This is a genomic window from Flavobacterium crocinum (assembly GCF_003122385.1).
GTDB classification, from domain to species: domain Bacteria; phylum Bacteroidota; class Bacteroidia; order Flavobacteriales; family Flavobacteriaceae; genus Flavobacterium; species Flavobacterium crocinum.
This window is the reverse complement of record NZ_CP029255.1, coordinates 1,180,970-1,206,945: the sequence shown is the minus strand read 5'-3', so window position 1 is coordinate 1,206,945 and position 25,976 is coordinate 1,180,970. Positions and strand designations below refer to the sequence as shown.

Annotated in this window: 27 protein-coding genes; all 27 read left to right on the top strand. The window is 33.6% G+C overall.

Translation table 11 applies throughout. The features are described 5' to 3' along the window. Positions 1 to 12: 12 nt before the first annotated feature. The 27 genes from HYN56_RS05620 (at position 13) to HYN56_RS05485 (ending at position 25,921) form a co-directional block, all read left to right on the top strand. Complete coding sequence (locus HYN56_RS05620; RefSeq protein WP_109191286.1) at positions 13 to 1,146, top strand: beta-ketoacyl-ACP synthase III; 1,134 nt, start codon at positions 13 to 15, stop codon at positions 1,144 to 1,146. Continuing rightward, positions 1,146 to 1,577, top strand: a complete 432-nt coding sequence (locus tag HYN56_RS05615) for a hypothetical protein (protein WP_109191285.1) — start codon at positions 1,146 to 1,148, stop codon at positions 1,575 to 1,577. Before HYN56_RS05620 ends, HYN56_RS05615 begins: the two co-directional genes overlap by 1 nt. Before the next feature lie 2 nt (positions 1,578 to 1,579). After that, positions 1,580 to 2,047 carry an ABC transporter permease gene (locus HYN56_RS05610; RefSeq protein ID WP_167398279.1) on the top strand — a complete coding sequence of 156 codons (468 nt, stop codon included), beginning with the start codon at positions 1,580 to 1,582 and terminating at the stop codon, positions 2,045 to 2,047. A 322-nt stretch (positions 2,048 to 2,369) separates the two neighbouring features. Continuing rightward, positions 2,370 to 2,774, top strand: a complete 405-nt coding sequence (locus HYN56_RS05600; protein ID WP_109191283.1) for a hypothetical protein — start codon at positions 2,370 to 2,372, stop codon at positions 2,772 to 2,774. Further along, positions 2,775 to 3,773 carry a BtrH N-terminal domain-containing protein gene (locus tag HYN56_RS05595; RefSeq protein ID WP_109191282.1) on the top strand — a complete coding sequence of 333 codons (999 nt, stop codon included), beginning with the start codon at positions 2,775 to 2,777 and terminating at the stop codon, positions 3,771 to 3,773. 63 nt (positions 3,774 to 3,836) lie between these two features. After that, positions 3,837 to 4,535 carry an ABC transporter ATP-binding protein gene (locus tag HYN56_RS05590; RefSeq protein ID WP_167398278.1) on the top strand — a complete coding sequence of 233 codons (699 nt, stop codon included), beginning with the start codon at positions 3,837 to 3,839 and terminating at the stop codon, positions 4,533 to 4,535. Then, positions 4,525 to 5,808, top strand: coding sequence for an ABC transporter permease (locus HYN56_RS05585; protein ID WP_167398277.1), 1,284 nt, complete (start codon positions 4,525 to 4,527; stop codon positions 5,806 to 5,808). Before HYN56_RS05590 ends, HYN56_RS05585 begins: the two co-directional genes overlap by 11 nt. Then, complete coding sequence (locus HYN56_RS05580) at positions 5,783 to 6,232, top strand: acyl-CoA thioesterase (RefSeq protein ID WP_109191280.1); 450 nt, start codon at positions 5,783 to 5,785, stop codon at positions 6,230 to 6,232. Before HYN56_RS05585 ends, HYN56_RS05580 begins: the two co-directional genes overlap by 26 nt. Before the next feature lie 169 nt (positions 6,233 to 6,401). Beyond that, positions 6,402 to 7,550 carry a beta-ketoacyl synthase N-terminal-like domain-containing protein gene (locus HYN56_RS05575; protein WP_109191279.1) on the top strand — a complete coding sequence of 383 codons (1,149 nt, stop codon included), beginning with the start codon at positions 6,402 to 6,404 and terminating at the stop codon, positions 7,548 to 7,550. Positions 7,551 to 7,556: 6 nt separating this feature from the next. Continuing rightward, on the top strand, positions 7,557 to 8,195 hold the full coding sequence (locus HYN56_RS05570) for a hypothetical protein (protein ID WP_109191278.1): 639 nt from the start codon (positions 7,557 to 7,559) through the stop codon (positions 8,193 to 8,195). A 16-nt stretch (positions 8,196 to 8,211) separates the two neighbouring features. Then, complete coding sequence (locus HYN56_RS05565; protein ID WP_109191277.1) at positions 8,212 to 8,829, top strand: 3-oxoacyl-ACP synthase; 618 nt, start codon at positions 8,212 to 8,214, stop codon at positions 8,827 to 8,829. Between the two features lie 2 nt (positions 8,830 to 8,831). Beyond that, the gene (locus HYN56_RS05560) at positions 8,832 to 9,089 is read left to right on the top strand and encodes a phosphopantetheine-binding protein (RefSeq protein ID WP_017496902.1); all 258 of its coding nucleotides are present in this window, start codon (positions 8,832 to 8,834) and stop codon (positions 9,087 to 9,089) included. A 184-nt stretch (positions 9,090 to 9,273) separates the two neighbouring features. Continuing rightward, positions 9,274 to 10,473, top strand: a complete 1,200-nt coding sequence (locus HYN56_RS05555) for a beta-ketoacyl-[acyl-carrier-protein] synthase family protein (RefSeq protein ID WP_109191276.1) — start codon at positions 9,274 to 9,276, stop codon at positions 10,471 to 10,473. After that, entirely contained in the window at positions 10,473 to 11,537 is a 1,065-nt protein-coding gene (locus tag HYN56_RS05550; RefSeq protein WP_109191275.1) for a beta-ketoacyl synthase N-terminal-like domain-containing protein, read from the top strand. Before HYN56_RS05555 ends, HYN56_RS05550 begins: the two co-directional genes overlap by 1 nt. 74 nt (positions 11,538 to 11,611) lie before the next feature. Next, entirely contained in the window at positions 11,612 to 12,310 is a 699-nt protein-coding gene (locus HYN56_RS05545; protein WP_240622659.1) for a polysaccharide deacetylase family protein, read from the top strand. A gap of 120 nt (positions 12,311 to 12,430) precedes the next feature. Further along, positions 12,431 to 13,057 (top strand): outer membrane lipoprotein carrier protein LolA, encoded by a 627-nt coding sequence (locus tag HYN56_RS05540; protein WP_109194732.1) that lies wholly within the window; start codon positions 12,431 to 12,433, stop codon positions 13,055 to 13,057. Further along, positions 13,023 to 13,658, top strand: a complete 636-nt coding sequence (locus HYN56_RS05535; RefSeq protein WP_109191273.1) for a hypothetical protein — start codon at positions 13,023 to 13,025, stop codon at positions 13,656 to 13,658. The genes HYN56_RS05540 and HYN56_RS05535 overlap by 35 nt, the downstream gene beginning before the upstream one ends. Before the next feature lie 37 nt (positions 13,659 to 13,695). After that, positions 13,696 to 14,289: a porin family protein gene (locus HYN56_RS05530; protein ID WP_109191272.1), complete on the top strand. Its 594-nt coding sequence runs from the start codon at positions 13,696 to 13,698 to the stop codon at positions 14,287 to 14,289. Positions 14,290 to 14,294: 5 nt separating this feature from the next. Then, positions 14,295 to 14,906 carry an outer membrane beta-barrel protein gene (locus HYN56_RS05525; RefSeq protein ID WP_109191271.1) on the top strand — a complete coding sequence of 204 codons (612 nt, stop codon included), beginning with the start codon at positions 14,295 to 14,297 and terminating at the stop codon, positions 14,904 to 14,906. Positions 14,907 to 14,910: 4 nt separating this feature from the next. Further along, the gene (locus HYN56_RS05520; RefSeq protein WP_109191270.1) at positions 14,911 to 15,549 is read left to right on the top strand and encodes an outer membrane beta-barrel protein; all 639 of its coding nucleotides are present in this window, start codon (positions 14,911 to 14,913) and stop codon (positions 15,547 to 15,549) included. Positions 15,550 to 15,554: 5 nt separating this feature from the next. After that, complete coding sequence (locus HYN56_RS05515) at positions 15,555 to 15,926, top strand: hotdog family protein (RefSeq protein WP_109191269.1); 372 nt, start codon at positions 15,555 to 15,557, stop codon at positions 15,924 to 15,926. Positions 15,927 to 15,928: 2 nt separating this feature from the next. Further along, positions 15,929 to 16,414 (top strand): hypothetical protein, encoded by a 486-nt coding sequence (locus HYN56_RS05510; RefSeq protein WP_109191268.1) that lies wholly within the window; start codon positions 15,929 to 15,931, stop codon positions 16,412 to 16,414. A 16-nt stretch (positions 16,415 to 16,430) separates the two neighbouring features. After that, positions 16,431 to 17,606: a DUF2062 domain-containing protein gene (locus HYN56_RS05505; RefSeq protein ID WP_109191267.1), complete on the top strand. Its 1,176-nt coding sequence runs from the start codon at positions 16,431 to 16,433 to the stop codon at positions 17,604 to 17,606. Positions 17,607 to 17,771: 165 nt separating this feature from the next. After that, positions 17,772 to 21,446 carry a 1-acyl-sn-glycerol-3-phosphate acyltransferase gene (locus HYN56_RS05500; protein ID WP_109194731.1) on the top strand — a complete coding sequence of 1,225 codons (3,675 nt, stop codon included), beginning with the start codon at positions 17,772 to 17,774 and terminating at the stop codon, positions 21,444 to 21,446. Beyond that, a complete protein-coding gene (locus HYN56_RS05495) occupies positions 21,446 to 22,963 on the top strand; it encodes a phytoene desaturase family protein (protein ID WP_109191266.1) in 1,518 nt (505 codons plus the stop codon). Before HYN56_RS05500 ends, HYN56_RS05495 begins: the two co-directional genes overlap by 1 nt. A 7-nt stretch (positions 22,964 to 22,970) precedes the next feature. Continuing rightward, a complete protein-coding gene (locus HYN56_RS05490) occupies positions 22,971 to 24,635 on the top strand; it encodes a C45 family autoproteolytic acyltransferase/hydolase (RefSeq protein ID WP_109191265.1) in 1,665 nt (554 codons plus the stop codon). Continuing rightward, complete coding sequence (locus HYN56_RS05485; protein ID WP_109191264.1) at positions 24,632 to 25,921, top strand: phenylacetate--CoA ligase family protein; 1,290 nt, start codon at positions 24,632 to 24,634, stop codon at positions 25,919 to 25,921. Before HYN56_RS05490 ends, HYN56_RS05485 begins: the two co-directional genes overlap by 4 nt. Positions 25,922 to 25,976: the final 55 nt, after the last annotated feature.

Sequence of the window (25,976 nt, the reverse complement as noted above, 5' to 3'; positions counted from 1 at the left end):
GAAATTTAAATTATGTTTGAAGTATATATTACAAAAGCTGCAAAATATTTGCCCAACGAAGCTGTTTCTAACGATGAAATGGAAGCCTATTTAGGTCTTATCAACGATACTGCATCAAAAGCAAGACGTATTATTTTGCGCAATAATAAAATTACAAGCCGATATTACGCTGTTGACAAAACAGGAAAAAGTACACACAGTAATGCCGAATTAACTAGAAATGCTATTCTTCCATTATTTGACGAAAATTTCACACCACAGGATTTAGAAGTACTTTCGTGCGGAACCTCAACTCCGGATATTTTTCTGCCTTCGCATGCCGCGATGGTACATGGTTTATTAAAAAATAAATCGGTAGAATTAAACTCTTCAACGGGAGTTTGCTGTGCCGGAATGAACTCTCTAAAATTTGGTTTTCTTTCAGTGCGTTCCGGAAATTCAAACAATGCAATCTGCACAGGATCTGAAAAAGTTTCGACTTGGCTGAATGCTCAAAAATACAATCACGAAGCAGAGAACTTAAAAAATCTTGAAGAACAGCCTATTATTGCTTTCAAAAAAGATTTCTTAAGATGGATGCTTTCAGACGGTGCCGGTGCTTTCTTATTAGAAAACAAACCACGTGGACCAATCTCCCTAAAAATCGAATGGATGGAAGCTTTTTCGTATGCTTACGAATTAGAGACTTGCATGTATGCAGGAGGAGATAAATTAGAAAATGGAGAAATCAAAGGCTGGAGCGATTATGCGCCGGAACAATGGTTGAACGAATCTGTTTTCTCTATTAAACAAGACGTAAAGTTATTAGATGAATTTATCCTGTCAAAAGGTGCGGAAAGCATGAAAGACGCAATGGATAAAAACAACATCAAATCAGAAGATATTACTTATTTCATTCCTCACGTTTCTTCTAATTTTTTTGTGGAAGGATTAAAAAAAGGATTAACGGAGAAAGGAATCGGAATGAGTGATGATAAATGGTTTATGAATCTTTCCCGAGTTGGAAATGTTGGTTCTGCCTCTATTTATCTTGCTTTAGAAGAATTAATGAATTCAGGGAATCTGAAAAAAGGAGATCATATCCTTTTATCAGTTCCGGAAAGCGGGAGATTTTCTTTCGCATATGCGTATTTAACGGTTTGCTAATGGAGACAATGGCGCTTTTAGAAAAAGAAATGGTCGAAAATTTACTGCCTCAAAAGTTTCCTTTTGTGATGGTCGACGCTATGCATTCTTATACCGAAACTTCTTTGGTTTCTGGTTTAAAAATTCAAAGTGAAAATATTTTCGTAGAAAACAATATTTTTCTGGAAGCAGGTTTAATTGAACACATGGCACAGTCTGTGGCATTGCATACAGGTTATCAATATTTTTTAAGAAACGAAATTGCTCCAACAGGTTATATCGGTTCTATTAAAGAAATTGAAATAAAAAAACTGCCTCAATTAAACGACAACATTCAATCTGAAGTAACTATTTTACAAGAGTTTGCTGGAATTACTTTAGTAAATATTGTGACGAAATTAAATAACGAAGAAATTGCAAACGGACAAATGAAAACCGTTTTAGCCAAATAATTATGATTTTGAAAACCGGAGTTGACATACAAAATTATTTACCACACCGAGCGCCAATGCTTATGGTGGATTTGATTTTGGATATTGATGCCAACTTCGTAGAAACCATCTTTTTGATAAAAGAAGACAATATTTTTGTACAAAATAATGTTTTTATCGAAGCGGGTTTAATTGAAAATACGGCGCAGACCTGTTCGTCTATTGTTGGAAAAAAATATTTTTTTGACGAAAACGGAACAGAAAATGAGAACGTAAATGTAATTGGATTTATAAGTGCCTTAAAAAATGTAAAAATTCATTCGCTGCCAAAAGTCGGCGATACTATAATTACCAAAGCAAATTTAGTTTCAAAATTCGCTGGCGACGATTACACTTTATGCACGATGAGCTGTCAAAGTTCAGTCGAAGACCAGATACTCCTAGAATGCGAAATTAATTTGTTCATTCAAAAAACAGTTACGGTTGAATAATACAAGAAAAATTATTCTACATCTCGTAATCCGAATCGGAATTCTGGTTCTTTTGTTTGGGTTGGTTTTCTTATTTTGGCATTTCACTTACGACCCTCATAAATATTGCGACGAAACCGGACACAGACATGTTGACGGCGGCTTGGGATTTTTTGTCCTTATATTTTTGATAACTCAAATGTTTTATTTGGGATTATTAATAGAAATGATTTATTTATTTGTAAAGAAACAACGAAACTTAGCTTTCGCAAATCTTGGATTTTTAATAATTAGTTTATGTATAGTTGCAATCTATATGTTTCTAATGAATTAAATTAGCAAAATGGAAAAAGATAAAGTACCACAAGACGCAAGTAACTTAACGAAAAATAACGTAAAAGAGCTTTTATATGCGACTGATGAAAACGGCGATTATACCACAACCTTAAGCACAGGCTGGGAACCAAAAACAATCGCACTTTCGAATTCAATCGATGAAATAAACGAACGCATTGCCGATGCAAAACAACAGGTTTTAAATGGCGAAGTAAGTCCGATTGTGTATTTTATGGAAGTCAATAAAATGGATCTTACTATTTTATCCAGCTATGTCGGATTCTGGAAATGGCGCGTAAAAAGACATTTTAAACCCAGCGTTTTTGCAACATTAAGCAATAAAATTTTGCAGAAATATGCTGATACTTTTGAAGTATCAATTGAAGAATTAAAAAACAGCATTACCCAATAAATGGAATTAACTTTCACACATCATCAGTCTGCTCATTGCGAGAATGGAGTAGCGTCAAATCTGCTAAAAAACAGCGGACTAAACATCAGCGAACCGATGGTTTTTGGTATTGGCTCAGGATTATTTTTTGTATATCTGCCTTTTATCAAAGTGAATTATGCACCAGCGATTAGTTACAGAACTTTGCCTGGACAGATTTTTAATAAAGTAGCCACACGTTTAAATTTAAAAATAAAAAGACAAAAATTTTCTTCTGTTTCAAACGCAAACAAAGCTTTAGATGAAAATTTAAAAAATAATATTCCAACCGGATTACAAGTTGGAGTTTACAACTTAAGTTATTTTCCGGATGAATATCGTTTCCATTTCAACGCACATAATTTAGTCGTTTACGGCAAAACCGATACAGATTATTTAGTGAGTGATCCTGTAATGGAAACCGTTACGACTTTAACGCACGAAGAACTGGATAAAGTTCGTTTTGCCAAAGGAGCTTTTGCACCGCGCGGCCAAATGTATTATCCAATTCAAGTTCCTGCTAATGTCGATTTAAAAAGTGCGATTATTAAAGGAATAAAAAATACCTGCAGAGACATGCTGGCGCCAATGCCAATTGTGGGTGTTCGAGGAATTAAATTTGTTTCAAAACAAATTAGAAAATGGCCGATAAAACACGGAACAAAAAAAGCCAATCATTATCTGGCGCAAATGGTTCGTATGCAGGAAGAAATTGGAACCGGAGGCGGTGGTTTCCGTTTTATTTATGCCGCCTTTTTACAGGAAGCTTCCGTTATTTTGAATAATGAAGAATTGAAAGAACTTTCGAAAGAAATGACAAAAATTGGCGATTCATGGCGAGATTTTGCTGTTGAAGCTTCGCGAATTTATAAAAACAGAAGTGCCAAAGAAAACGCTTACAACACTATTGCCGATGAACTTTTGGACATTGCCAACAGAGAAGAAATCTTTTTCAAAAAATTAAAAAAAGCGATCAGCTAAAACTATATTTTGCAGTCCATAATTAAAATAGAATCCCTGTCGAAAAAGTACAAAAATGCAGAAATGTATTCTTTGAACAACGTTTCGCTGGATATAACTGAAGGACAGATTTTCGGGTTACTTGGTCCAAACGGAGCCGGAAAAACAACCTTAATCTCCATGCTCTGCGGATTAATAAAACCAACCTCGGGACATTTCACGATTGATGGTTTAGACTATCAGCATCATTCTTCAAAAATTAAAAAAATTATTGGCGTTGTTCCTCAGGAATATGCCTTATATCCTACTCTTACGGCCAGAGAAAATTTGCTTTATTTTGGAAGCATGTACGGATTAAAAGGTTCTGATCTAAAAGACAAAGTAATTGAAACTTTGGATCTTTTAGGACTTTTAAAATTTGCCGATAAACAAGTTCAGACTTTTTCAGGCGGAATGAAACGCCGTGTCAACCTTATTGCAGGAATTCTCCACAATCCAAAAGTTTTATTCTTAGACGAACCAACCGTTGGCGTTGACGTTCAGTCAAAAAATGCAATTATCGATTATTTAAAAGTATTGAACCAAAACGGGACAAGCATTATTTATACTTCTCATCATTTGGCTGAAGCCGAAGATTTCTGCAGCAATATTGCCATCATCGATCAAGGACAAATTTTTACTAAAGGAACGCCTTCCAGTTTAATTGCTTCTGTTGAAGATGCCCGAAATCTCGAAGATGTTTTTATTTCATTAACTGGTAAAGCTTTGAGAGATGCTATATAAAATTTGGATGTCGGTTGTGAAAGAATTTTTACTGCTTAAACGTGATTTAGGCGGTTTGATTATTCTGTTTGTAATGCCTTTGGTTTTGGTAATTACCGTGACTTTAATTCAGGACAGTACTTTTAAAACCGTAAGCGATTCTAAAATTCCGATTTTATTGGTTGACAATGATAAAGGTTCTGTTTCAAAAACCGTTTTTGAGAATCTGGAAAAAAGTAATTTATTCAGTGTTGTAACGCAAATCGACAACAAGGCGGTTACAGAAGATATTGCCCGTGAAAATGTTCATAAAGGGAAATATCAGATGGCTATTGTAATTCCGAAAAACTTAAGTACAGATTTACAGGCTAAAGTTGACCAAAACGTTGAAAAAATTGTCAGCAGTTTAGGCATGACAGATAGCACTTCAACCGCTGAGCCTCAAAAAATAATAAAAGAAAAAGAAGTAAAACTTTATTTTGATCCTGCGGTCCAGATGAGTTTCAAAAATGCAGTCATGAGTTCTATCGACAAAATGATTTCGCAAATTGAAACCAAATCGATTTACACTACTTTTCAGAATCAATTAGGTGAAGGAAACGCAGATTTTGAACAGAAAAGTTTCATTACTTTCAAAGAAATAATTCCCACAATAAATAATAAAGAAGTTCGTCCAAATTCGGTACAGCATAACGTTCCCGCCTGGACACTTTTTGCGATATTTTTTATCGTGATTCCGTTATCTATTAATATCGTAAAAGAAAAATCACAGGGAACTTTTGTGCGGTTAAGAACCAATCCGGTCTCTAATGTAGTGGTAATTATCGGTAAAACGATTACCTATTCTGTCATTTGTATGATTCAGTTTTATATGATGGTTGCCGTTGCCGTATTCTTATTTCCGTCCATAGGATTGCCTTCTTTAAATATCGAAGGACATTTATTTTTAATGAGTGTTGTTGCCTTATTTTCAGGTTTTGCTGCAATCGGATTTGGAATTTTATTGGGAACAGTTGCAAGTACACAGGAACAATCGGCTCCTTTTGGTGCAACTAGCGTAATTATTTTAGCTGCAATCGGCGGTATTTGGGTTCCTGTTTTTGCCATGCCGAATATCATGCAAATCATTGCCAAATCGTCTCCAATGAACTGGGGATTAGAAGCTTTTTACGACGTTTTGTTACGTAACGTTTCATTACTGGAAATTATACCGGAAATAAGTTTATCCTTTTTGTTTTTCATTCTCACATCAGCCATCGCATTATTTTATGATCAAAAGAAAAGAGCAGTTTAAAGAAGCCACAAACCTGACCGTTTCCCACGAAATCAGAATTCGTTTTAACGAAACTGATCCGCTTGGAATCGTTTGGCATGGCAATTATATTACCTATTTCGAAGATGGTCGTGAAGCTTTTGGACGCGAACATGGTCTTACTTATTTAGATATTGCAGCAACAGGTTATACAACACCAATTGTAAAATCAACCTGCGAACATAAATTGTCATTGCGTTACGGCGATGTGGTAACAATTGAAACAACGGTTGTAGATACGCCAGCAGCCAAAATGATTTATCGTTTTAAAATTATTGACGATAAAGGAGAAGTAGCCTGCACAGGCGAAACAACTCAGGTTTTTTTAGATGCAGCAGGAAATTTAATGCTGACGAATCCTCCTTTTTATGAGGAATGGAAAAAGAAAGTTGGGTTGTTGAAATAGTTTTCTTTCCTGCAAGGTTTCCAAAACCTTGTAGGTATAAATAATTAAGATTGACACAAATCTGCGTGAAACTAAATCTGCGTGAAACCATTTTTGAAGATAACGCTTTTAAATAAAAACATACCTACAAGGTTTTGGAAACCTTGCAGGAGAAATTGAGAATCATAAAATGTTAAGAGAAATATACATTACAGAAACCAATTGCATCACACCTTTAGGTTTTGATGTTGAATCAAACGTCGAAGCAATTCTTCGAGGCGATTCTGGCATTCAGCTTCATAGTGATATTTCTTTAATGCCGAATTCATTTTATGCTTCGATTATTTCTAATGAAAAAATAAACAGTGCTTTTGCTAAAATAAACAGTGCAACCAAATATTCTCGTTTAGAGAAAATGATGATTTTGGCTTTAGAGCCAATTATCAAAAATTCTGGAATTGAATTAAATTCCAAAACCGCTTTTATACTTTCTACCACAAAAGGAAATGTTTCGGCTTTAGCAGATGACTCTGAAGAAAGTTTCAACAATGCGCATTTAGATGTTTTAGCTAAAAACGTTGCCGATTTCTTTGGATTTCAAACACAGCCCATTGTGGTTTCAAATGCTTGTGTTTCCGGAATTTTAGCCGTTTCTGTTGCCAAAAGAATGATTCAGTCTAAATTGTACGACAATGTTTTTGTAGTCGCTGGAGACGAAGTTTCAGAATTTGTTTTATCAGGTTTTAATGCTTTTCAAGCGATGAGTGAACTGCCTTGTAAACCGTATTCTAAAAACAGAACCGGAGTAAGTTTAGGCGAAGCAACCGCTGCTGTTTTAGTTTCGGCGGAAGCCAAAAACGCTAAAATAAAAGTAATTGGCGACAGTTCTATAAACGATGCCAATCATATTTCTGGACCGTCGAGAACAGGCGAAGGTTTGTTCAGAAGTATTCAGAATGCTTTAAAAGAAGCGCAGATTGAAGCCAATAAATTAGATTATATTTCAGCGCACGGAACCGCAACGCCATATAATGACGAAATGGAAGCCATTGCTTTAAATCGTTTAGGATTACAGAATGTTCCTGTAAATAGTTTAAAAGGATTTTACGGTCATACCTTAGGTGCTTCAGGATTATTGGAAACTGTAATTGCGATAGAATCTGCCAATCAAAATACACTTTTTGAATCGAAAGGTTTTGATGAGATTGGGGTTAGTGAAGCTATCAATGTGATTGAGAAAAATCAAGACGCAAATATTGAATATTTTTTGAAAACAGCTTCTGGATTTGGAGGTTGTAATACGGCTGTGGTTTTTGAGAAAGTGAAATTTAATTCATAATTGAAAATGAAAATAATTAATTTTCTCTTTTTGTTTTTTTATTTAAATATTAGTGCACAAATACAAGATGAATTTTTCGTTAATGATGTTAATTCTATAGAATTATTGACAGTAAATTTTTGTGTTGATAATCTTGGTAAAACAAGTTCTGTTATAATAATTCCAGAAAAAACAACTTACAAAAACCAAGAAAATATTGCTCAAGTTGTTGCTTATAGAAAAGGAATCGAATATTATCCTGATAGTAAATTAAGAAACAATTGTTATGACTTTATATTTAGATTTATCAATGCAAGATTTGAAAATAAAAAACTTGAAGAATCCAAAATTTCAAAATGTAAAGAATTCAAAAATGGCATATTTAAATATAATGATGGTGCCTATTCTGATATAATTATAGAAAGAGACGAAAAATTTCAAGTAGAAAAAAATCAGAATGGCTTTTCAAAATACAAAATCGATTGGATAAACGATAATAATTATGTGCTCACTTATTTTGAAGTAAGTGATAAAAATTTAGAATACTTAATTGGTGAAAAAATCTATGTCGAAATCATCGAAATTCTTGAAGATGGAAGCTATGTTTATAAAAGTAATTTATTAGATCGAACACGTATAACTGGAATTATTAAACGAATAAATTAGTGACTGATTTGGCAAAATGACTCAAAACAAAACCTACATACAATCCTACATCACAATCCAAAACAACGAAATTGTTTTGAACGGAACTTCTGTTTTCAAAATAGAACCAACCGATTTTGCCGATTTTTCTAAACAAGCCTATCGTAATTTTGAAATGCAGTATCCAAAGTTTTTCAAAATGGATGCTTTGAGCAAACTGGCTTTTTTAGGATCAGAATTGCTTTTGAGTCCCATAACTTCTACAGAAGAAGAAAATAATATCGCTTTGGTTTTGGCCAATAAATCATCCAGTTTAGATACGGACGTAAAATATCAGGAATCGATTTCAGACAAAGAAAACTATTTTCCAAGTCCGGCGGTTTTTGTTTATACGCTACCAAATATTTGTCTGGGTGAAATAAGTATACGCCATCAGCTGAAAAGTGAAAATTCTTTCTTTATATTTGACACCTTTAACACAGAATTTATGTCGAATTATTCGGATATTCTTTTAAATACGAATAAGGCAGATAAAGTTTTGTGCGGCTGGATAGAGTTTTTTAAAGAAGATTATAAAGCTTTTCTTTGCACCATCAGCAAGGAAGAAAACACAAAATTTACAAACGAAACTATCAATACATTATACAATAAATAAGCATGGAAGCATTAAAAGAAGAATTGAAAAACAAAATTATCACGACTCTAAACCTTGAAGATATTGCAATAGAAGATATTGCTGATAACGATCCTTTGTTTGGAGATGGTTTAGGTTTAGACTCAATTGATGCACTTGAATTGATCGTGATTTTAGATAAAGATTACGGAATTAAATTAGTAGATCCGAAAGAAGGAAAAACTATTTTCCAGTCAATCGAAACTATGGCAGCGTATATCAGCGCCAATAGAACGAAATAATCGACAGAAATTTTGTCAAAGATTGCTAAAAAAGCTTAGCGACTCAGCGACTCAGCGACTTTGCGAGATTAAATTATAAAGCTTTTTTCTTAATTGCGAGAAATATGCTCACAATCCCGATAGCTATCAGGAGCGAAGACGCAAAGTTAATTTACAATCTAAAATCAAAACTCTAAAATCTAAAATGGCAAAAGGTGTTGCAATAACGGGAATGGGAATTATTTCTGCGATTGGTAATTCGGTTGAGGAAAACTATATTTCTTTAATCGAAAACAAAATCGGCATTTCTCGTATTCAAAATATTTCGACTGTTCACGCAGATGTAATCAAAGTTGGTGAAATCAAAAAAACCAATGAAGATCTTATCGGTGAACTGGAATTAAACGATGATAATAATTTTTCGAGAACCGCTATGATCGGTACTTTGGCAGCAAAACAAGCTGTTGAAAATGCCGGCATAACTTCTATTAACGAATTTAGAACAGGACTTATTTCGGCTACAAGCGTGGGTGGAATGGACATGACTGAGAAACATTATTACGATTATTTCGAAAAACCGGAATTGGTAAAATACATTACTTGTCATGACGGCGGCGATGTTGCTGAAAAAATTGCGGAAGAATTAGGTTTAAAAGGAATGGTTTCGACCATAAGTACCGCTTGTTCTTCTGCAGCCAATTCGATTATGCTGGGCGCGAGATTAATCAAAACCGGAAAACTGGATCGTGTTATTGTAGGCGGAGCCGATGCTTTATCCAAATTTACCATTAACGGATTTAAAACTTTGATGATTTTATCTGATGATTACAACAAACCTTTTGATAATAACAGAAAAGGATTAAACCTTGGTGAAGCGGCAGCATTTTTAGTTTTAGAATCGGATGAAATTGTTGAAAAGCAAAATAAAAAAGTGCTGGCAAGAGTTTCAGGTTATGGAAATGCAAACGATGCTTATCACCAAACTGCTTCTTCTGAAAACGGAGACGGCGCTTATCTGGCAATGAAAAAAGCTTTTGAAGTTTCAGGTTTACAACCTTCTCAAATTGACTATATCAACGTTCATGGAACTGCAACGCCAAACAACGATTTATCTGAAGGAAGAGCTTTACGCAGAATTTACGAAGACAAAAAAGTGCCTGATTTTAGTTCTACAAAACCATTTACCGGACATACATTGGCGGCTGCAGCGGCAATCGAAGCTGTTTATAGCGTATTGTCTATTCAGAATAATGTGGTTTATCCGAATTTGAATTTTGAAACGCAAATGGAAGAATTTGATTTGACACCGCAGACTTCATTAATAAATAAAAATATTGAACACGTTTTATCTAATTCTTTCGGATTTGGAGGAAACTGTTCAACCCTTATATTTTCAAAAAGCTAATGACAAAAAAAACATATATAAATGGAGTAGGCTGTATTTCGACTCAAAAAACATTTGATACCGTTTTTTTGGAAGAAGCCAATGTAAATCACGATGAAAATGTGCTGGCAATCGTAACGCCAGCATACAAAGAATATATTTCGCCTGCAGCAAGCCGAAGAATGGCAAAAGGAGTAAAAAACGGAATCGTAGCTTCGACCTTAGCCATGAAAGATGCCAATGTAGAAAATGTTGATGCCATCATTACCGGAACAGGTTTAGGTTGCATCGAAGATTCTGAAAAATTCCTGAAAAGTATTTTAGATAATAAAGAAGAATTTTTAACTCCTACTTCTTTTATTCAGTCAACTCATAATACCGTTGGTGCTCAGATTGCACTTTTACAGCAATGTAAGGGTTATAATTTTACATATGTAAACGGTGCCGTTTCTTTTGAATCGGCTTTGATTGATGCTAAAATGCAGATTGAAGAAGATGAAGCAAATTCCATTTTAGTAGGAGGTGTTGACGAAAACGGAGATTATACAACCGCTCTTTTTAAATTAAACGGACGCATCAAAGCTGATAATACTGCGCCTTATGATGTTCTGACTTCTAAAACAAGTGGTGCTGTTTATGGTGAAGGCGCCAGTTTTTTTGTTTTAGAAAACGAAAAAAAAGACAATACTTATGCTGAACTTTTAGATGTTGCCATTGTCAATACGCTGGAAGTTAATGAAGTTGAAACTGAAATAAAATCGTTTTTGAAATCGAATCATTTAGAGATTTCAGATATTGACGCTTTAGTTTTAGGTTTTGACGGAAATGTAGATTTTGAAAATTATTACAGAAATCTGGCCGAAAATGCTTTCGCCCAAACTCCTGTTTTATATTACAAACATTTGAGCGGTGAATACGATACGGCTTCGGCTTTTGCTTTTTGGATGGCTTCTAAAATTTTAAAAACACAGGAAGTTCCGGAAATCGTAAAAGTAAATTCGGTTACAAAACCAGCTTACAACACCATTTTATTGTACAATCAATTAAGCGGCAAAAATCATAGTTTTACGTTACTATCCAAATGATAACGCATAAAAACATCTCGATATTTTTTATCCTTTTATTGCTTTTAATGTTTCTAGCGAACTTTATTATGCCAATGAATATCTGGTATTATTGGGCTGTAGTTTTGCTGTGGATTGGAATAAATGCTGTTGGTTCTTCGAGAATTTCTTCTAATTATCATGTAAAAGCCTATTGTAATAATCCATTAGAAACAGAGAAAAAAATTGCGCTTACTTTTGATGATGGTCCAAGCCCTTATACTTTAGAAGTTTTAGAACTTTTGAAAAAATATAATGCCAGCGCCACTTTTTTCTGCATTGGAAAAAATATCGAGACATATCCCGAAATTCTTCAAAAAGTAATCGAGGGAGGTCATTTAGTTGGAAATCATTCTTACAGTCATTCTAAGTTTTTTGATTTTTATCACGAAGACAAAATAACTAAAGAACTTCGTAAGACAGATAAACTGCTGGAAAAATTCACTTCCAGAAAAATCAACTTTTTTCGTCCGCCTTACGGAGTTACAACGCCATCCATTAGAAGAGCGCTAAAAATTACCGGACACAAAACAATTGGCTGGAATATTCGTTCGCTTGATGGAGGAACAAAAAATCAGGAATTGATTTTAAACCGAATTACAAAACGAGTTTCTCCCGGCGGAATTGTACTTTTGCATGATACAGGCGAACACTCTGTTTTGGTCTTGGAACAGTTTTTGCAATTTTTACAACAAAATAATTATCAGGTCGTATCAATCGAAGAACTTTTGAATCTTAAAGCTTATGGAGATTGAACGCGGATGAAACAGATTCGCTTTCGCGAAGACGCGGATAAAAACGGATTTTATTAAATTAAAAATTCGCGAAAATTGGTGCAATTCGTGGCGAAAAAACAAAGCACAATTTTAAAAATTATGAAAACTAAAATAGCTCTACTAATTCTTTTTATCTCAGGCAGTTTGTTTGCTCAGGAGCAAAAAATGACTACTGCAGAAATTGCTCAATTTAAAGAAGATGTAAATGTGGTGGCGAAAAAAATCAAAACTTTAAGTACCGATTTTGTTCAGTACAAACATTTGGATTTTCTTTCGAAAGATATTGAAACATCTGGAAAAATGGTTTTTAAAGAACCGGCACTTTTACAATGGCAGTATAAAAAACCATACAATTACAGCATTACTTTTAAAAACGGAAAAATTCTGATTAACGACGAAGGAAAGAAAAGCGCCGTCGATATTGGCAACAGTAAAATCTTTGCCCGAATCAATAAATTAATTGTAGGAAGTGTAAGCGGAAATATGTTTGACGATAAAGAATTTACGATTTCATATTTCAAAGTAAAAGGTCAGAATCTGGCAAAGTTTATTCCGAAAGATGCGACGCTTAAAAAATACATCAAACAAATTGAACTGACTTTTGATAAAGAAGAAGCAACTGTAGTTCAGGTAAAATTATTAGAATCATCTGAAGATTATACCCGAATTGTACTTAAAAATAAAGTAATCAATGCAAAAATCGACGATTCAGTTTTTACTAATTAATTTCGTTTTAGCTCTTGTATTCGTCTCTTGCGGTTCGGTTACAAAAAACTATACGCCTAAAAAATTAGACCAAACGTCTTATACGGTTCCTTATTTCTCCGATTCAAAAACCGATTATGTTTATAAAACTAATATCAGCGTTTACGGGAATGAGTTATCCGGAATTTTCATTGCCAAGAAAATAAACGATACTACACATCGTGTTGTTTTCACTACAGAATTCGGAAATAAATTAATGGATTTTGAAATTTCTGAAACCGATTTTAAAGTCAATTCCATCGTTTCAGAATTAGACCGAAAAATATTAATCAACACTTTAAAAGAAGATTTTCGTCTGCTTTTAAAAAAGGAATATGCGATTCAGGAACAGTTTGAAAATGAGTCAGCTGAAATTTATAAATCGAAAGACGACAAACGCGACAACTATATTTTTGTCTCTAAAAAAGATCAAAAACTAGAAAAGATCGTTCATGCTTCTAAAACAAAAGAAAAATTTACACTGTTTTTCAGTTCAGAAAACAATATTTTTGCTGAAAAGATTCAGATAATTCATCAGAATATTAAGTTGAAAATTGAGCTGAATTACTTTAAATCAGAATAGAAAATTAAACTAATCATAAACTTTAAATCAATTCGAAATGAGAAATTTTGTAGTAATTGCATTTGTTTTGTTCTTCGGAATTCAATCTTCAGAAGCACAAGTAAGAGTTAGTCCGGGGTTAAGAGGCGGATTAAATATCTCCACTTTAACCAATATAGATGATAATAGCTCTAAAACTGATTTTTATATTGGTGGATTGGTGGATATTAGATTTAATAAATTTTTCTCTCTTCAACCAGAGATAAATTATTCCAGACAAGGAGATGAAGGAAGATATTTTGAAAACGGCCGTTATTATTCTGAAAAGTACGAGCTAAATTATATAACGCTTGGAGCGGTAGCAAAGTTTAATTTTAATGGTGGTGGTTTTCACATTTTAGGAGGCCCTTCATTGGATCTTAAAGTTAGTGACAATTACATCAATACGAATCCGGAAGATTTTGACTTTGCAATAGTTGGAGGAGTTGGCTATACATTGCCAAACGGGTTAACTTTCGAAGCGAGAATCAAACAAGGATTGGTAGACATTTATGGTTATGATTATTATGATAACGACGGATATTATACTAATGATGCGATTTTAAATCAGGTATTCCAAATTGGAATCAGCTATAAATTTAAAACGAAGTAAAAACCATGAATAAAAACGTTCTTTTTATTATTGTTTTTTTTACAGTATTAAGCATACATGCCCAAATAAGTGTCCAACCAGGTTTAAGAGGAGGATTTAGTTTTTCGACTATTTCTGAAATGCATGCCGATTATAAAACAGATTTTTATGTCGGAGGTTTTACGGATATCAAGATTACTAAAATTTACTCTTTACAGCCAGAAATTAATTACAGCAGACAAGGTTCTAATAATGTGGCGCGAAATTATTATGATGAAAGCAGTCAAACCAATAAAGTAGAACATCTGGATCTGGATATAAATTATTTGTCGCTTTCTTTAATGAATAAGTTTACTTTGCCACAGGGAATTCAGTTTCAGGCTGGACCAACATTGGATATTTTGTTAAATGATAATCTTGCTGTTAGAAAAGCGCAAAATGATCTTGGTTTGGTTTTAGGTGTTGCGTATGCTTTGCCATCAGGTTTGACATTTGAAGCCCGATTTAAAAAAGGCTTGCTTGACGTTTTGAGTAGCGATTATTATCAAAACGACTCCAATAATTATTATTTGTTTGGAGATTATAACACAAATATCAATTTGCAGTTAGGGATTAGTTACACTTTCAAAACAAAATAAAATTATGAATAAATCAATTTTTGCTATCATCACATTAACTTTTTTTTCATTTGTAAAAACACAAGCTCAAGTAACTTTTAAACCAGGAATTCAAGCCGGAGTTAATATTTCTAAAATAACTGATAGTGATTTAGACAGTAAAACAGATTTTTATATTGGTGGTTTTGGAGCTTTAAAATTAGGTAAAGTTTATACTTTACAACCTGAAATAACATATTCAAGACAAGGAGGAAAAGGTTCTGTAGAAGGTTTCTATTTTAATACTTTGCCTGATGGTCAATCAGAAATGGTTACAGAAAATAGAAATCTTGATATTTCAGTTCAATATTTGTCATTTATAACAATGAACAAATTTAATGTTAGTGAAAACATTTATTTCTTAGCTGGTCCATTTATAGATTTTATGGTTGGCGACAAATTTAAATATGATAAATCGAATGCCTTTTTTGCACCAATTTCAAAAGGAGAAGATATTGACTTTGGAATTATTGGAGGAGTTGGATTTAGTCTTCCAAAAGGAATTGCATTGGAGGCGAGAATTAAAAAAGGCACAAGAGATGCGTATGACGACGTAACAGGAAGCGCTAATATAAATACGAATATGGTTTATCAAATAGGCGCTGCCTATACATTTGGAAAATAAAAAAGATGATTTTAAAAGATTTTTACAAAGTTCTGTCGGAAGAAAAAATCTCCGATTCAAAATATAATATTACAATTTTAGTCAATGAAAAACATGAGGTTTTTAAAGGGCATTTCCCTGGAAATCCTATTATGCCTGGTGTTTGCATGATTCAGATTATCAAAGAACTTACAGAATCGATTACTAATAGTTCGTTGATGATTCAGTCTTTGGCAAATGTAAAATTCATGGCGCTTATTAATCCTGAGGTAACTCCGGAATTACGTTTAGAACTTGACATTACAACTACTGAAGACGGTTTGGTAAAAGTGAAAAACACGACTTACTTTAACGACACTACTGCTCTGAAATTGAGCAATGTGTACAAAAAAATATAATTATGAAACTATTACTGACATTACTTTTATGGGTAAATTTTGCAGGAACGCCAGATTTAGCCTCTATTCGTAAAATGTATACGGATGTTACAAAATCAGAAACTAATGCTAAAAATTTTGTAGAAAAACTATCGGGTGTTTCCAATAGCGATGATAAAATTTTAGTGGCTTACAAAGCAGCTTCTATTTTACTGGATTCTAAATTTGAGAAAAAATTAGGCGATAAAATTGATCGTTTCAAAGAAGGGGCAAAACTCCTGGAATCGGTTATTGACAGTGATCCAAACAATATCGAAATCAGAATGATTCGTCTTAGTATTCAGGAAAATGTTCCCGGAATAACCGGTTACAAGAAAAATATCAAAGAGGATAAAAAATTTATTACGGCACATTATGCAGAACAAAATGCTACTTTAAAAGAGTATTTAAAAGATTTCGTTATGCAGTCTAAAAGTTTTTCTGCCAAAGAAAAACAATTCGTGAAGTAAGCTCAAAAAACACCTCATGAAATCACAGCAGGAATTACTTAATTCGACCAACTTTTGCGTTATTGTACCCACTTATAATAACCAAAAAACACTGAAAAAAGTACTGGATTCTATTTTAGATTTCACCTCAAATGTTATAATTGTCAACGACGGTTCGACCGATTCGACGAGCGAAATCCTAAAAAAATTTTCACAGCTGACGCAAATTCATCATCCTAAAAATTTAGGAAAAGGCCGTGCGCTAAGAAATGGATTTAGAAAAGCGCTGGAATTGGATTTTGAATATGCGATTACGATCGATTCTGACGGGCAGCATTTCGCAGCTGATATTCCAATTTTTTTGGAAGAAATTCAAAATGAACCAAACGCACTTTTGATTGGAAGCCGAAATATGACGCAGGAAAATGTTCCGAAGAAAAGTAGTTTTGGAAATAAATTTTCTAATTTTTGGTTCAAATTCGAAACCGGAATTAAGCTGGATGATACACAATCTGGATTTCGTTTATATCCTTTAAGATTATTACCAAAACGTTTTTATACCAATAAATTTGAGTTTGAAATCGAAGTGATTGTGCGCGCTGCATGGAAAGGAATTGTGGTTAAAAACATTCCGATTCAGGTTTTATATGATCCTGCTGAAAGAGTTTCTCATTTTCGTCCATTTCAGGATTTTACCCGAATCAGTATTTTAAATACCGTTTTGGTAACCAATGCTTTATTATACATCAAACCTCGCGATTTCTTTCGCCGGGCAAAAAAAAAAGGTTTTAAAAAATTCTTTTTAGAAGATATTTTAGAAAGCTCCGATTCTAATTTTAAAAAATCGGCAGCGATTGCTTTGGGAATTTTTATTGGACTTTCACCGTTTTGGGGATTTCAAACCATATTGCTTTTTTCATTGGCTGCTTTGTTCAGGCTCAATAAAGTTATTGCATTTTTGACTTCCAATGTAAGCTTTCCCCCTTTTATTCCGTTTATAATTTATGGTTCTTTGAAAATCGGAAGCCTTTTTGTTTCGGCTGATGCACCTTTGGTTTTAGACAGTTCAATAACATTAGATGATATTCAAAAAAATGCTACTCAATATATCGTAGGAAGTCTTATTTTAGCAACCGTTTCAGCACTATCAGTTGGTCTTATAAGTTATTTACTTTTGACCGCTTTTAGTTCTAAAAAACAAAACGACAATTAAATAAAGTTTTGCCACAGATTAAAAGGATTAAATAGATTTTTTCGCCACGAATTTCACAAATTAGCACGAATTAATTTGCGGAAATTTGTGAAATTCGTGGCAAACTGACATAGATTAGAATCTCTTTAATCCTTTTAATCTGTGGCAAAAAAAAATAAAATTACCATGCATCAATACTTTTACGCCATTCATTTATTTGTAAACCGAAGAAAATCGCTCTCGGTTTTTTTGGCTGTTTTGATGCTTTTGGTTTTTGGATTTTTCGCTTCAAGATTGAAATTTGAAGAAGACATTACCAAACTTATCCCGACAAACGATAAAACAGATGTTACGGCAAAAGTGCTGAAACAACTCAATTTTGCCGATAAAACCACTGTCATTTTTAAACTCGAAAAAAAAGGATCTGCTGAGGATTTAAAAGAAATGGCAACCGCTTTTTCAGACAGTGTTTCCAAATCCTGCAAACCTTACGTAACCGGAATTCAGGGAAAAGTTGACGAAGAAAATATTCAGGAAACCATTGATTTTGTTTACAACAATCTGCCTCTTTTTCTGGATGACGCAGATTATAAAAGCATTGAACAAAAACTGCAAAAAGACAGCATTGCAGCGACAGTACAAGGAAATTATAAATCGATTATTTCTCCATCCGGGTTTGTTACCAAAGATTTTATTCTGCAGGATCCTTTTGGAATTTCTTTTATTGCTTTAAAAAAATTACAGCAGCTAAATATTGGTGACGATTTTACACTGGAAAATGGTTTTGTAATGACAAAGGATAAAAAGAAATTACTGCTTTTTATTACATCGAATATTCCGTCAAGCGAAACCGAAAAGAATACCATTTTTGCAGAAAAACTACAATCAATTCAAGAAAATCTAAATCAGAAATTTAAAGGAAAAACTTCCATCAGTTATTTTGGTTCTGCCTTAATTGCTGTTGCCAATGCCAATCAGATTAAAGGTGATATTATTTTGACGACATCCATTGCGATGTTTACTTTAATGCTGATTTTAATTTTATTCTATCGAAAAGTTTTAATTCCGTTGATTATTTTTCTACCAACGGTATTCGGAGGATTATTTGCTGTGGCATTTTTATATTTCGTTAGAGAACAAATCTCAGCGATTTCTCTTGGAATTGGTTCTATTTTATTGGGAATCACGATTGATTATTCTATTCATATTCTTACGCATTACAAACATAACAGCGATGTAAAAACATTATACAAAGACATTACGATGCCCGTAATTATGAGCAGTTCTACAACTGCCGTTGCATTTTTATGTCTTCTTTTTGTAAAATCGGATGCGCTGAATGATTTGGGAATTTTTGCTGCTGTGATTGTAATGGCAACTGGAATTTTCTCGCTTTTAATTGTTCCACATTTATACAAACCACACGAAAATCCGGCAGAACATAAAAAGAATATGATCGATAAAATGGCTCATTTTTCTTTTCATAACAATAAAATCTTAATCGGACTTTGTGTTATCATTACCGTTATCTGCTGTTTTACTTATAATGATGTTGGTTTTAATAATGATTTATCACAGCTGAATTTTATTCCAAAAGAAATTAAAGCTGCCGAAAAACAATTGGAAGAAAGTACCAGTTTAACTTCCAAAACGATTTATGTCGCTTCTTACGGAAAAACTATGGAAGAAGCTTTACAGCACAACAGCCAACTTTTTGGAGATTTAGCAAAAGAAAAACAGCAGAACAAAATTCTGAACTTTAGTTCGGTTGGCGGTATTGTACTTTCGCAGCAAGCGCAAATCGAAAAAATAAATAAATGGAATTCATTCTGGACTTCACAAAAAAAACAATTCGTAAAATCTGAATTGATTGCTGAGGGTTCGAAACTTGGCTTTAAGCCAACAACCTATAATCTCTTTTTTGATCATTTAAATTTTGATTTCAAACCTGTTTCTTCCTCCGAGTTTTTAAAAATCAAAGCTTTACAATTACAAGAATTCATTACAGAAAAAAATGGTTTTTATACGATTTCAACATTAGTAAAAGTAGCGCCGGAACAGCGTGACGCTTTTGTAAAATCGGCTTCGGCAAAAGAAAATATAGTGGCAATCGATCGTCAGCAGATGAACGAAACGTTTTTTAGTACTTTAAAAACCGATTTTAATTCGCTTGTCAATTATTCATTTGTTGCTGTAATTCTGATTTTATTTTTCTTTTTCCGAAGAATCGAATTGGTCATCATCAGTTGTATTCCAATTGCTCTAACGGGAATTGTAACGGCTGGCATTATGGGTATTTTTGGCATTCAGATGAATATTTTCAGTATGATTGTCTGTACCTTAATTTTCGGTCACGGAGTTGATTTCAGTATTTTCATGACCAGTGCTTTACAAAAAGAATATTCAAACGGAGTCAACGAAATTGCGATTTACAGAACCTCAATTATTCTGGCAGTAATTACAACAATCTTAGGAATTGGTGCGATGATATTTGCCAAACATCCCGCCCTTACTTCTATTTCATTGGTTTCCTTAATTGGAGTCTTTGCAGCGTTAATTATCACTTTCATTTTTTATCCGATTCTGTTCAAAGTATTTCTTTCGAATCGTCCCAAAAAAGGAAATCCGCCTTTTCAATTGCGAACTTTTGTTCATGGTGTAATTTCGTTTGCTTATTATGGTTTGGGCGGAATCGTAATGTCTATTTTCAGTTTTACCATTATGCCGATTTTGCCCTTCAGCAAAAAAGCAAAAATGAAAGCGTTTCGATATGTGATTTCAAAATTCATGAAATCAGTATTGTACTCTAATCCGTTTATTCGCAAAAGAGTCATTAATAATTTCAATGAAACTTTCGAGAAACCAGCCGTAATTATTGCCAATCATTCTTCATTTTTGGATATTCTGACAATCGGAATGTTAAGTCCAAAAATTATTTTTCTGGTAAGCGACTGGGTTTACAACTCTCCTATTTTTGGCGGTGTTGTTAGAAAAGCCGGTTTTTATCCCGTTTCTGAAGGTTTGGAGGGCGGTGTTGAACATTTGCGAAAAAAAGTAGAACAAGGATATTCTTTAATGGTATTTCCGGAAGGGACACGTTCTGAAAATAATGTGGTGAAAAGATTCCATAAAGGTGCTTTTTTCTTGGCAGAAGAATTCAATCTGGATATTATTCCTGTCGTAATTCATGGAGCTTCAGAACTAATTCCGAAAGGCGATTTTGTCATTCATCACGGAAAATTAACGGTTACAATTTTAGAAAGAATTGCACCCGATAATGATTCTTTTGGAACAAATTATACCGAAAGAACAAAATTGATAAGTGCATTCTTTAAAACCGAATATCGTAAAGTCCGTGAACAGCTTGAAGGTCCGGACTATTTCAAAACCATGTTGATTAATAGTTATGATTATAAAGAAATCGAAATTGGAAACAGCGTCAAAAAAGATTTAAAACAGAATCTTGAAGTTTATTATAATTTAAATAAACACATTCAGCCAAAAGCAAAAATCCTGCATTTAGGAAATGATTACGGACAATTGGATGTTTTATTAGCCTTGCAGGAACCGCAGCGTAAAATAGTTTCTTTTATAAATGATGAAGAAAAATTATTGGTGGCCAAAACCAATTACATTGTTTCAAAGCGAAAAATAGTTTACTTAGATCAATTGGAATCATCGCTGGAAAATCATTACGATGTTCTTTTGATTTCTGACGAAAGTTATAAAGATGAAATTGAAAAAGTAACTCCTGTTGCTTCTTTAATTATTTTAGTGAATTGTTCTGGTTTAAACTATCAGTTTGAGAATTTTGAAATGGTTTCTGAGGAAAATGCATTAGTTATTTTAAAGAAAAAATAATGAAAAAAGAGTACGATGTAGTCATCATTGGTAGCGGTTTAGGCGGATTGGTTTCTGCTGTTATTCTGGCAAAAGAAGGCTACAGTGTTTGTGTACTCGAAAAAAACAATCAATACGGAGGCAATCTTCAGACTTTTGTTCGCGATAAAACCATTTTCGATACCGGAATTCATTATATCGGTGGTTTAGACGAAGGTCAAAATCTCCATCAATATTTCAAATACATCGGAATAATGGATCATTTGAATCTGAAGAAATTAGATGAAAATGGTTTTGATATTATTTCTTTTGAAGACGATAAAACTGAATATCCGCATGCGCAGGGGTTTGAAAATTTCATTCAGCAATTAGCCTTTTATTTTCCCGAAGAAAAAGAAAATCTCGAAAATTACTGTCAAAAAATAAAGTCGGTATGTAAAGCTTTTCCACTTTATAATCTGGAATCGGAAGGAAAATATGATGATGAAATTTTAGCGCTTAACGCGAAAGAGACAATCGATTCTTTTACTTCAAACGAAAAACTGAAAGCAGTTTTGGCGGGTTCTAATTTTCTGTATGCCGGAATTCCGGATAAATCGCCCTTTTATGTTCACGCACTTGTTGTAAACTCTTATATCGAAAGTTCGTGGCGTTGTATTAACGGAGGCAGTCAGATTACAAAACAGCTTCTGAAACAGTTAAAAAAATACGGAGGAGAATTCTTTAAACATAAAGAAGTTACTAAAATCGAAGTTGAGAATCAAAAGGTAAAGTCGGTACAAATAAAAGACGGAACCGAGGTTTCAGGAAAGCTTTTTATTTCTAATATCGAGCCTAAAACAACTTTGAAAATGGTCGGTCAGGAAAACTTCCGAAAGCCATTTTTCAATAGAATTCAAGGTCTTGAAAGTGTTCTTTCTGCCTTTAGTCTTTATATTGTTTTTAAGCCTAGAACTTTTAAATACATCAATCATAATTATTATCATTTTAAAAGTTCATACGATGTTTGGACTGCTCATGAGTATGATGATAATTCATGGCCGAAAACTTTTATGGCTTCTATGAATCCGTCCAAAAAAGACGAAGAATGGGCAGACGGAATGACGTTTTTGACGTACATGAAATATGATGATGTAAAAGCTTGGGAAAACACTTTCAATACCACTTTTGAAGAAAACGAACGTGGAAAAAGTTACGAGGATTTCAAAGCTGAAAAAGCCGAAAAGCTTTTGGAGCAAATTGAAAAAAAATTCCCTGGAATTAGAGATTGTATCCAATCGATTCATACTTCTACTCCGCTTTCTTACCGCGATTATATTGGCGGAGACGGCGGAAATATGTATGGATATGTTAAAGATTCTAATAATCCGATGAAAACTTTAATTCCGACGAAAACTAAACTGGAAAATCTGTATCTTACAGGACAAAGTATTAACATGCATGGTGTCTTGGGAGTTACGGTTGGAGCCGTCATAACCTGCTCTGAAATTGTAGGAAAAGAATATCTGCTGGAAAAAATTAAAAAAGCTTCTGAATAATTAAATCATGAAAAACCGAATTATTTATTTCTTCCTTATCGGTTTTTTCAGTTTGCTGACTTCCTGCGGTACATCAAAATCAAAACATCATAAACCGGATCTTACTGCTTTTAATAATTCAAAACCTGTCGTAACCAAAATATCAGACAGCATTTTTGTTTCCGGGAAAAATTCACTTTTAAAAAATAAACAAGGACTTTGGGAACTTTATGTAGAAGGCGATCCGCTTGAAATTGGATTGACAACTGGCGCATTAACCGATTCTCTTTTACAAAAACAACAGCATATTTTCTTTTCCAAAATAACCGATTTTGTTCCGTCCAAATTCCAGCAAAAATTATTGAGAGGATTTCTAAACTGGTACAATCGCAAATTATACCTGAATGTTCCCGATGAATATCAAACAGAAATTTATGGCGTTTCAGAATATTCTTCAGATGAATTTAACAACATTGCATCCAAATACCAGCGTGGTTTGTATCTGCACGGCGCACATGATATTGGACACGCTTTACAAGATTTGGCTTTAGTTGGCTGTTCTTCTTTTGCGGCGTGGAACGAAAAATCAGAAGATGGAAATTTAATTCTGGCTCGTAATTTTGATTTTTATGTGAATGACGCTTTCGCGGAAAATAAAATTGCGGCCTTTATAAAACCAAAAGAAGGACATCCGTTTATGATGGTAACCTGGCCGGGAATGATTGGCGCCGTTTCAGGAATGAATCTCGAAGGTTTGACTGTTACGATAAATGCTTCAAAATCTAAAATTCCGTTGGTTGCAAAAACTCCAATTTCAATTCTGACACGCGAAATTTTACAACACGCCAAAAATTTAGATGAAGCCATTTCCATTGCAAAAAAGAGAAAAGTATTTGTTTCTGAATCTATTATGGTCGGAAGCGCCAATGATAATAAAGCCATTTTGATTGAAGTTTCTCCCAACAAAATGGATGTTTACAATGTTCCAAATTCAGACCAATTAATTTGTTCGAATCATTTTCAAGGCGACGCTTTTGCAACTGATAAACGAAATCTGGAACAAATTGCGAACAGTCATTCTGAATATCGCTTTGAAAGAATGCAGGAACTTTTATCTGAAAATCCAAAAGTAAATCCTAAGATTGCTTCGGAAATTCTACGAAATAAAGACGGTTTAAAAAATATTTCATTAGGATTTGGAAACGAAAAAGCATTAAATCAATTGCTCGCTCATCACGGAATAATTTTTAAACCAAAAGAAAAATTGGTTTGGGTTTCTGCAAATCCGTTTCAATTGGGCGAGTTTGTGTGTTATGATTTGAATTTAATTTTTGGTGAAAATCAACTTCACACAAAATCTTTTCAGAAAGAAAATTCGAACATTGCCAAAGATCCTTTTTTAGAAACCACTGCTTTTCAGAATTTTAAAAAATTTAAAATTGAAGATCATACAATAGATTCGCTTCTTGTAAAGAAAGAAACGATTTCTCCAGAATTTCTAAAGCTTTATCAATCCTTAAACCCTGATTATTGGGTTGTGTATTATAAAGCAGGATTGTATTTTTACCAAAAAAAGGAATTTGCACAAGCGAAGCTTAATTTTGAAAAAGCTTTAAGTCTTGAAATCACAACAGTTCCGGATAAAGAAAAGATTGAAAAATATCTAAAAAAAGTCAAAAGAAAATTAAAATGATTCCAGCAATAGAAAAAGATTCTTTAGAAGAAATTAAAATTTTTCAAGAAAAAAAACTAGTTGAACTTTTAGAATATATCAGCGAGAATTCTCCTTTTTACAAAAGACTTTTTGCGGGACAAAATATTGATATTTCGAAAGTTAAAACGCTGGAAGATTTACAGCATTTACCTGTTACAACCAAAGAAGATTTACAGCAATATAATGATGATTTTGTGTGTGTTCCGCAGAATCAAATCATAGATTATGCCTCAACATCAGGAACTTTAGGCGATCCCGTAACTTTTGGTTTAACCGATTCTGACTTAGACCGATTGGCTTACAACGAAGCTATTTCTTTTGCTTGTGCGGGAATTGCGGAAGGAGATGTGGTACAATTAATGACAACAATTGACCGAAAATTTATGGCTGGTTTGGCTTATTTTTTAGGCCTTCGAAAATTGAAAGTCGGCGTAATTCGTGTTGGAGCCGGAATTCCGGAAATGCAATGGGATTCGATTTTAAAATACAATCCGTCTTATTTAATTACGGTTCCTTCTTTCCTTTTAAAATTAATTGAATATGCCGAAATTCACGGAATCGATTATAATAATTCGAGCATAAAAGGGGCAATCTGTATTGGAGAATCTTTGAGAGAACAGGATTTCTCAATGAATATTCTATCGAAAAAAATCACTGATAAATGGAATATTAAGTTATTTTCGACTTATGCTTCTACCGAAATGAGTACTGCTTTTACAGAATGTGAACACGGAAAAGGCGGTCATCATCATCCTGAATTGATTATTGTTGAAGTTTTAGACGAGAATAATCAGCCTGTAAAAAACGGAGAAACGGGCGAATTGACTTTTACTACTTTAGGGATTGAAGCCATGCCGTTATTGCGTTTTAAAACCGGAGATATGGTTCAGTTTCATGACGAACCTTGTGCTTGCGGCAGAAATACTTTGCGTGTTGGTCCTGTAGTTGGTCGTAAAAAACAAATGATCAAATATAAAGGAACAACTTTGTATCCGCCAGCGATGAATGATGTTTTGAGCAGTTTTGATAATATCGAAAATCATTTGATAGAAATCTCTACCAATGATTTAGGCACAGATGAAATCCTCATAAAAATTGCAGTGAAAGATCAGACTCCGGAATTTTTGCAAGAAATAAAAGATCATTTTAGAGCTAAACTGAGAGTAACTCCAAAAATAGAATTTGCTTCAAAAGAAGTTTTGAATCGGTTGGTTTTTAATCCTATGAGCAGAAAACCAATTCGATTTTTTGATTATAGATCTTAATATTAGGTTCAAAGTAACAAAGGGACAAAGGTTCAAAGGCTGTTAATCAGCACTA

Bases quoted from the DNA above. Each gene is read 5' to 3' on its own strand.
- HYN56_RS05545 (WP_240622659.1), top strand. From the start codon at position 11,612: ATGAATATCTGGTATTATTGGGCTGTAGTTTTGCTGTGGATTGGAATA.
- HYN56_RS05565 (WP_109191277.1), top strand. From the start codon at position 8,212: ATGACTCAAAACAAAACCTACATACAATCCTACATCACAATCCAAAAC.
- HYN56_RS05580 (WP_109191280.1), top strand. From the start codon at position 5,783: ATGATCAAAAGAAAAGAGCAGTTTAAAGAAGCCACAAACCTGACCGTT.
- HYN56_RS05525 (WP_109191271.1), top strand. From the start codon at position 14,295: ATGAATAAAAACGTTCTTTTTATTATTGTTTTTTTTACAGTATTAAGC.
- HYN56_RS05620 (WP_109191286.1), top strand. From the start codon at position 13: ATGTTTGAAGTATATATTACAAAAGCTGCAAAATATTTGCCCAACGAA.
- HYN56_RS05540 (WP_109194732.1), top strand. From the start codon at position 12,431: ATGAAAACTAAAATAGCTCTACTAATTCTTTTTATCTCAGGCAGTTTG.
- HYN56_RS05595 (WP_109191282.1), top strand. From the start codon at position 2,775: ATGGAATTAACTTTCACACATCATCAGTCTGCTCATTGCGAGAATGGA.
- HYN56_RS05495 (WP_109191266.1), top strand. From the start codon at position 21,446: ATGAAAAAAGAGTACGATGTAGTCATCATTGGTAGCGGTTTAGGCGGA.
- HYN56_RS05505 (WP_109191267.1), top strand. From the start codon at position 16,431: ATGAAATCACAGCAGGAATTACTTAATTCGACCAACTTTTGCGTTATT.
- HYN56_RS05610 (WP_167398279.1), top strand. From the start codon at position 1,580: ATGATTTTGAAAACCGGAGTTGACATACAAAATTATTTACCACACCGA.
- HYN56_RS05520 (WP_109191270.1), top strand. From the start codon at position 14,911: ATGAATAAATCAATTTTTGCTATCATCACATTAACTTTTTTTTCATTT.
- HYN56_RS05500 (WP_109194731.1), top strand. From the start codon at position 17,772: ATGCATCAATACTTTTACGCCATTCATTTATTTGTAAACCGAAGAAAA.
- HYN56_RS05570 (WP_109191278.1), top strand. From the start codon at position 7,557: ATGAAAATAATTAATTTTCTCTTTTTGTTTTTTTATTTAAATATTAGT.
- HYN56_RS05585 (WP_167398277.1), top strand. From the start codon at position 4,525: ATGCTATATAAAATTTGGATGTCGGTTGTGAAAGAATTTTTACTGCTT.
- HYN56_RS05560 (WP_017496902.1), top strand. From the start codon at position 8,832: ATGGAAGCATTAAAAGAAGAATTGAAAAACAAAATTATCACGACTCTA.
- HYN56_RS05515 (WP_109191269.1), top strand. From the start codon at position 15,555: ATGATTTTAAAAGATTTTTACAAAGTTCTGTCGGAAGAAAAAATCTCC.
- HYN56_RS05530 (WP_109191272.1), top strand. From the start codon at position 13,696: ATGAGAAATTTTGTAGTAATTGCATTTGTTTTGTTCTTCGGAATTCAA.
- HYN56_RS05510 (WP_109191268.1), top strand. From the start codon at position 15,929: ATGAAACTATTACTGACATTACTTTTATGGGTAAATTTTGCAGGAACG.
- HYN56_RS05490 (WP_109191265.1), top strand. From the start codon at position 22,971: ATGAAAAACCGAATTATTTATTTCTTCCTTATCGGTTTTTTCAGTTTG.
- HYN56_RS05535 (WP_109191273.1), top strand. From the start codon at position 13,023: ATGCAAAAATCGACGATTCAGTTTTTACTAATTAATTTCGTTTTAGCT.
- HYN56_RS05615 (WP_109191285.1), top strand. From the start codon at position 1,146: ATGGAGACAATGGCGCTTTTAGAAAAAGAAATGGTCGAAAATTTACTG.
- HYN56_RS05575 (WP_109191279.1), top strand. From the start codon at position 6,402: ATGTTAAGAGAAATATACATTACAGAAACCAATTGCATCACACCTTTA.
- HYN56_RS05555 (WP_109191276.1), top strand. From the start codon at position 9,274: ATGGCAAAAGGTGTTGCAATAACGGGAATGGGAATTATTTCTGCGATT.
- HYN56_RS05550 (WP_109191275.1), top strand. From the start codon at position 10,473: ATGACAAAAAAAACATATATAAATGGAGTAGGCTGTATTTCGACTCAA.
- HYN56_RS05600 (WP_109191283.1), top strand. From the start codon at position 2,370: ATGGAAAAAGATAAAGTACCACAAGACGCAAGTAACTTAACGAAAAAT.
- HYN56_RS05485 (WP_109191264.1), top strand. From the start codon at position 24,632: ATGATTCCAGCAATAGAAAAAGATTCTTTAGAAGAAATTAAAATTTTT.
- HYN56_RS05590 (WP_167398278.1), top strand. From the start codon at position 3,837: ATGTATTCTTTGAACAACGTTTCGCTGGATATAACTGAAGGACAGATT.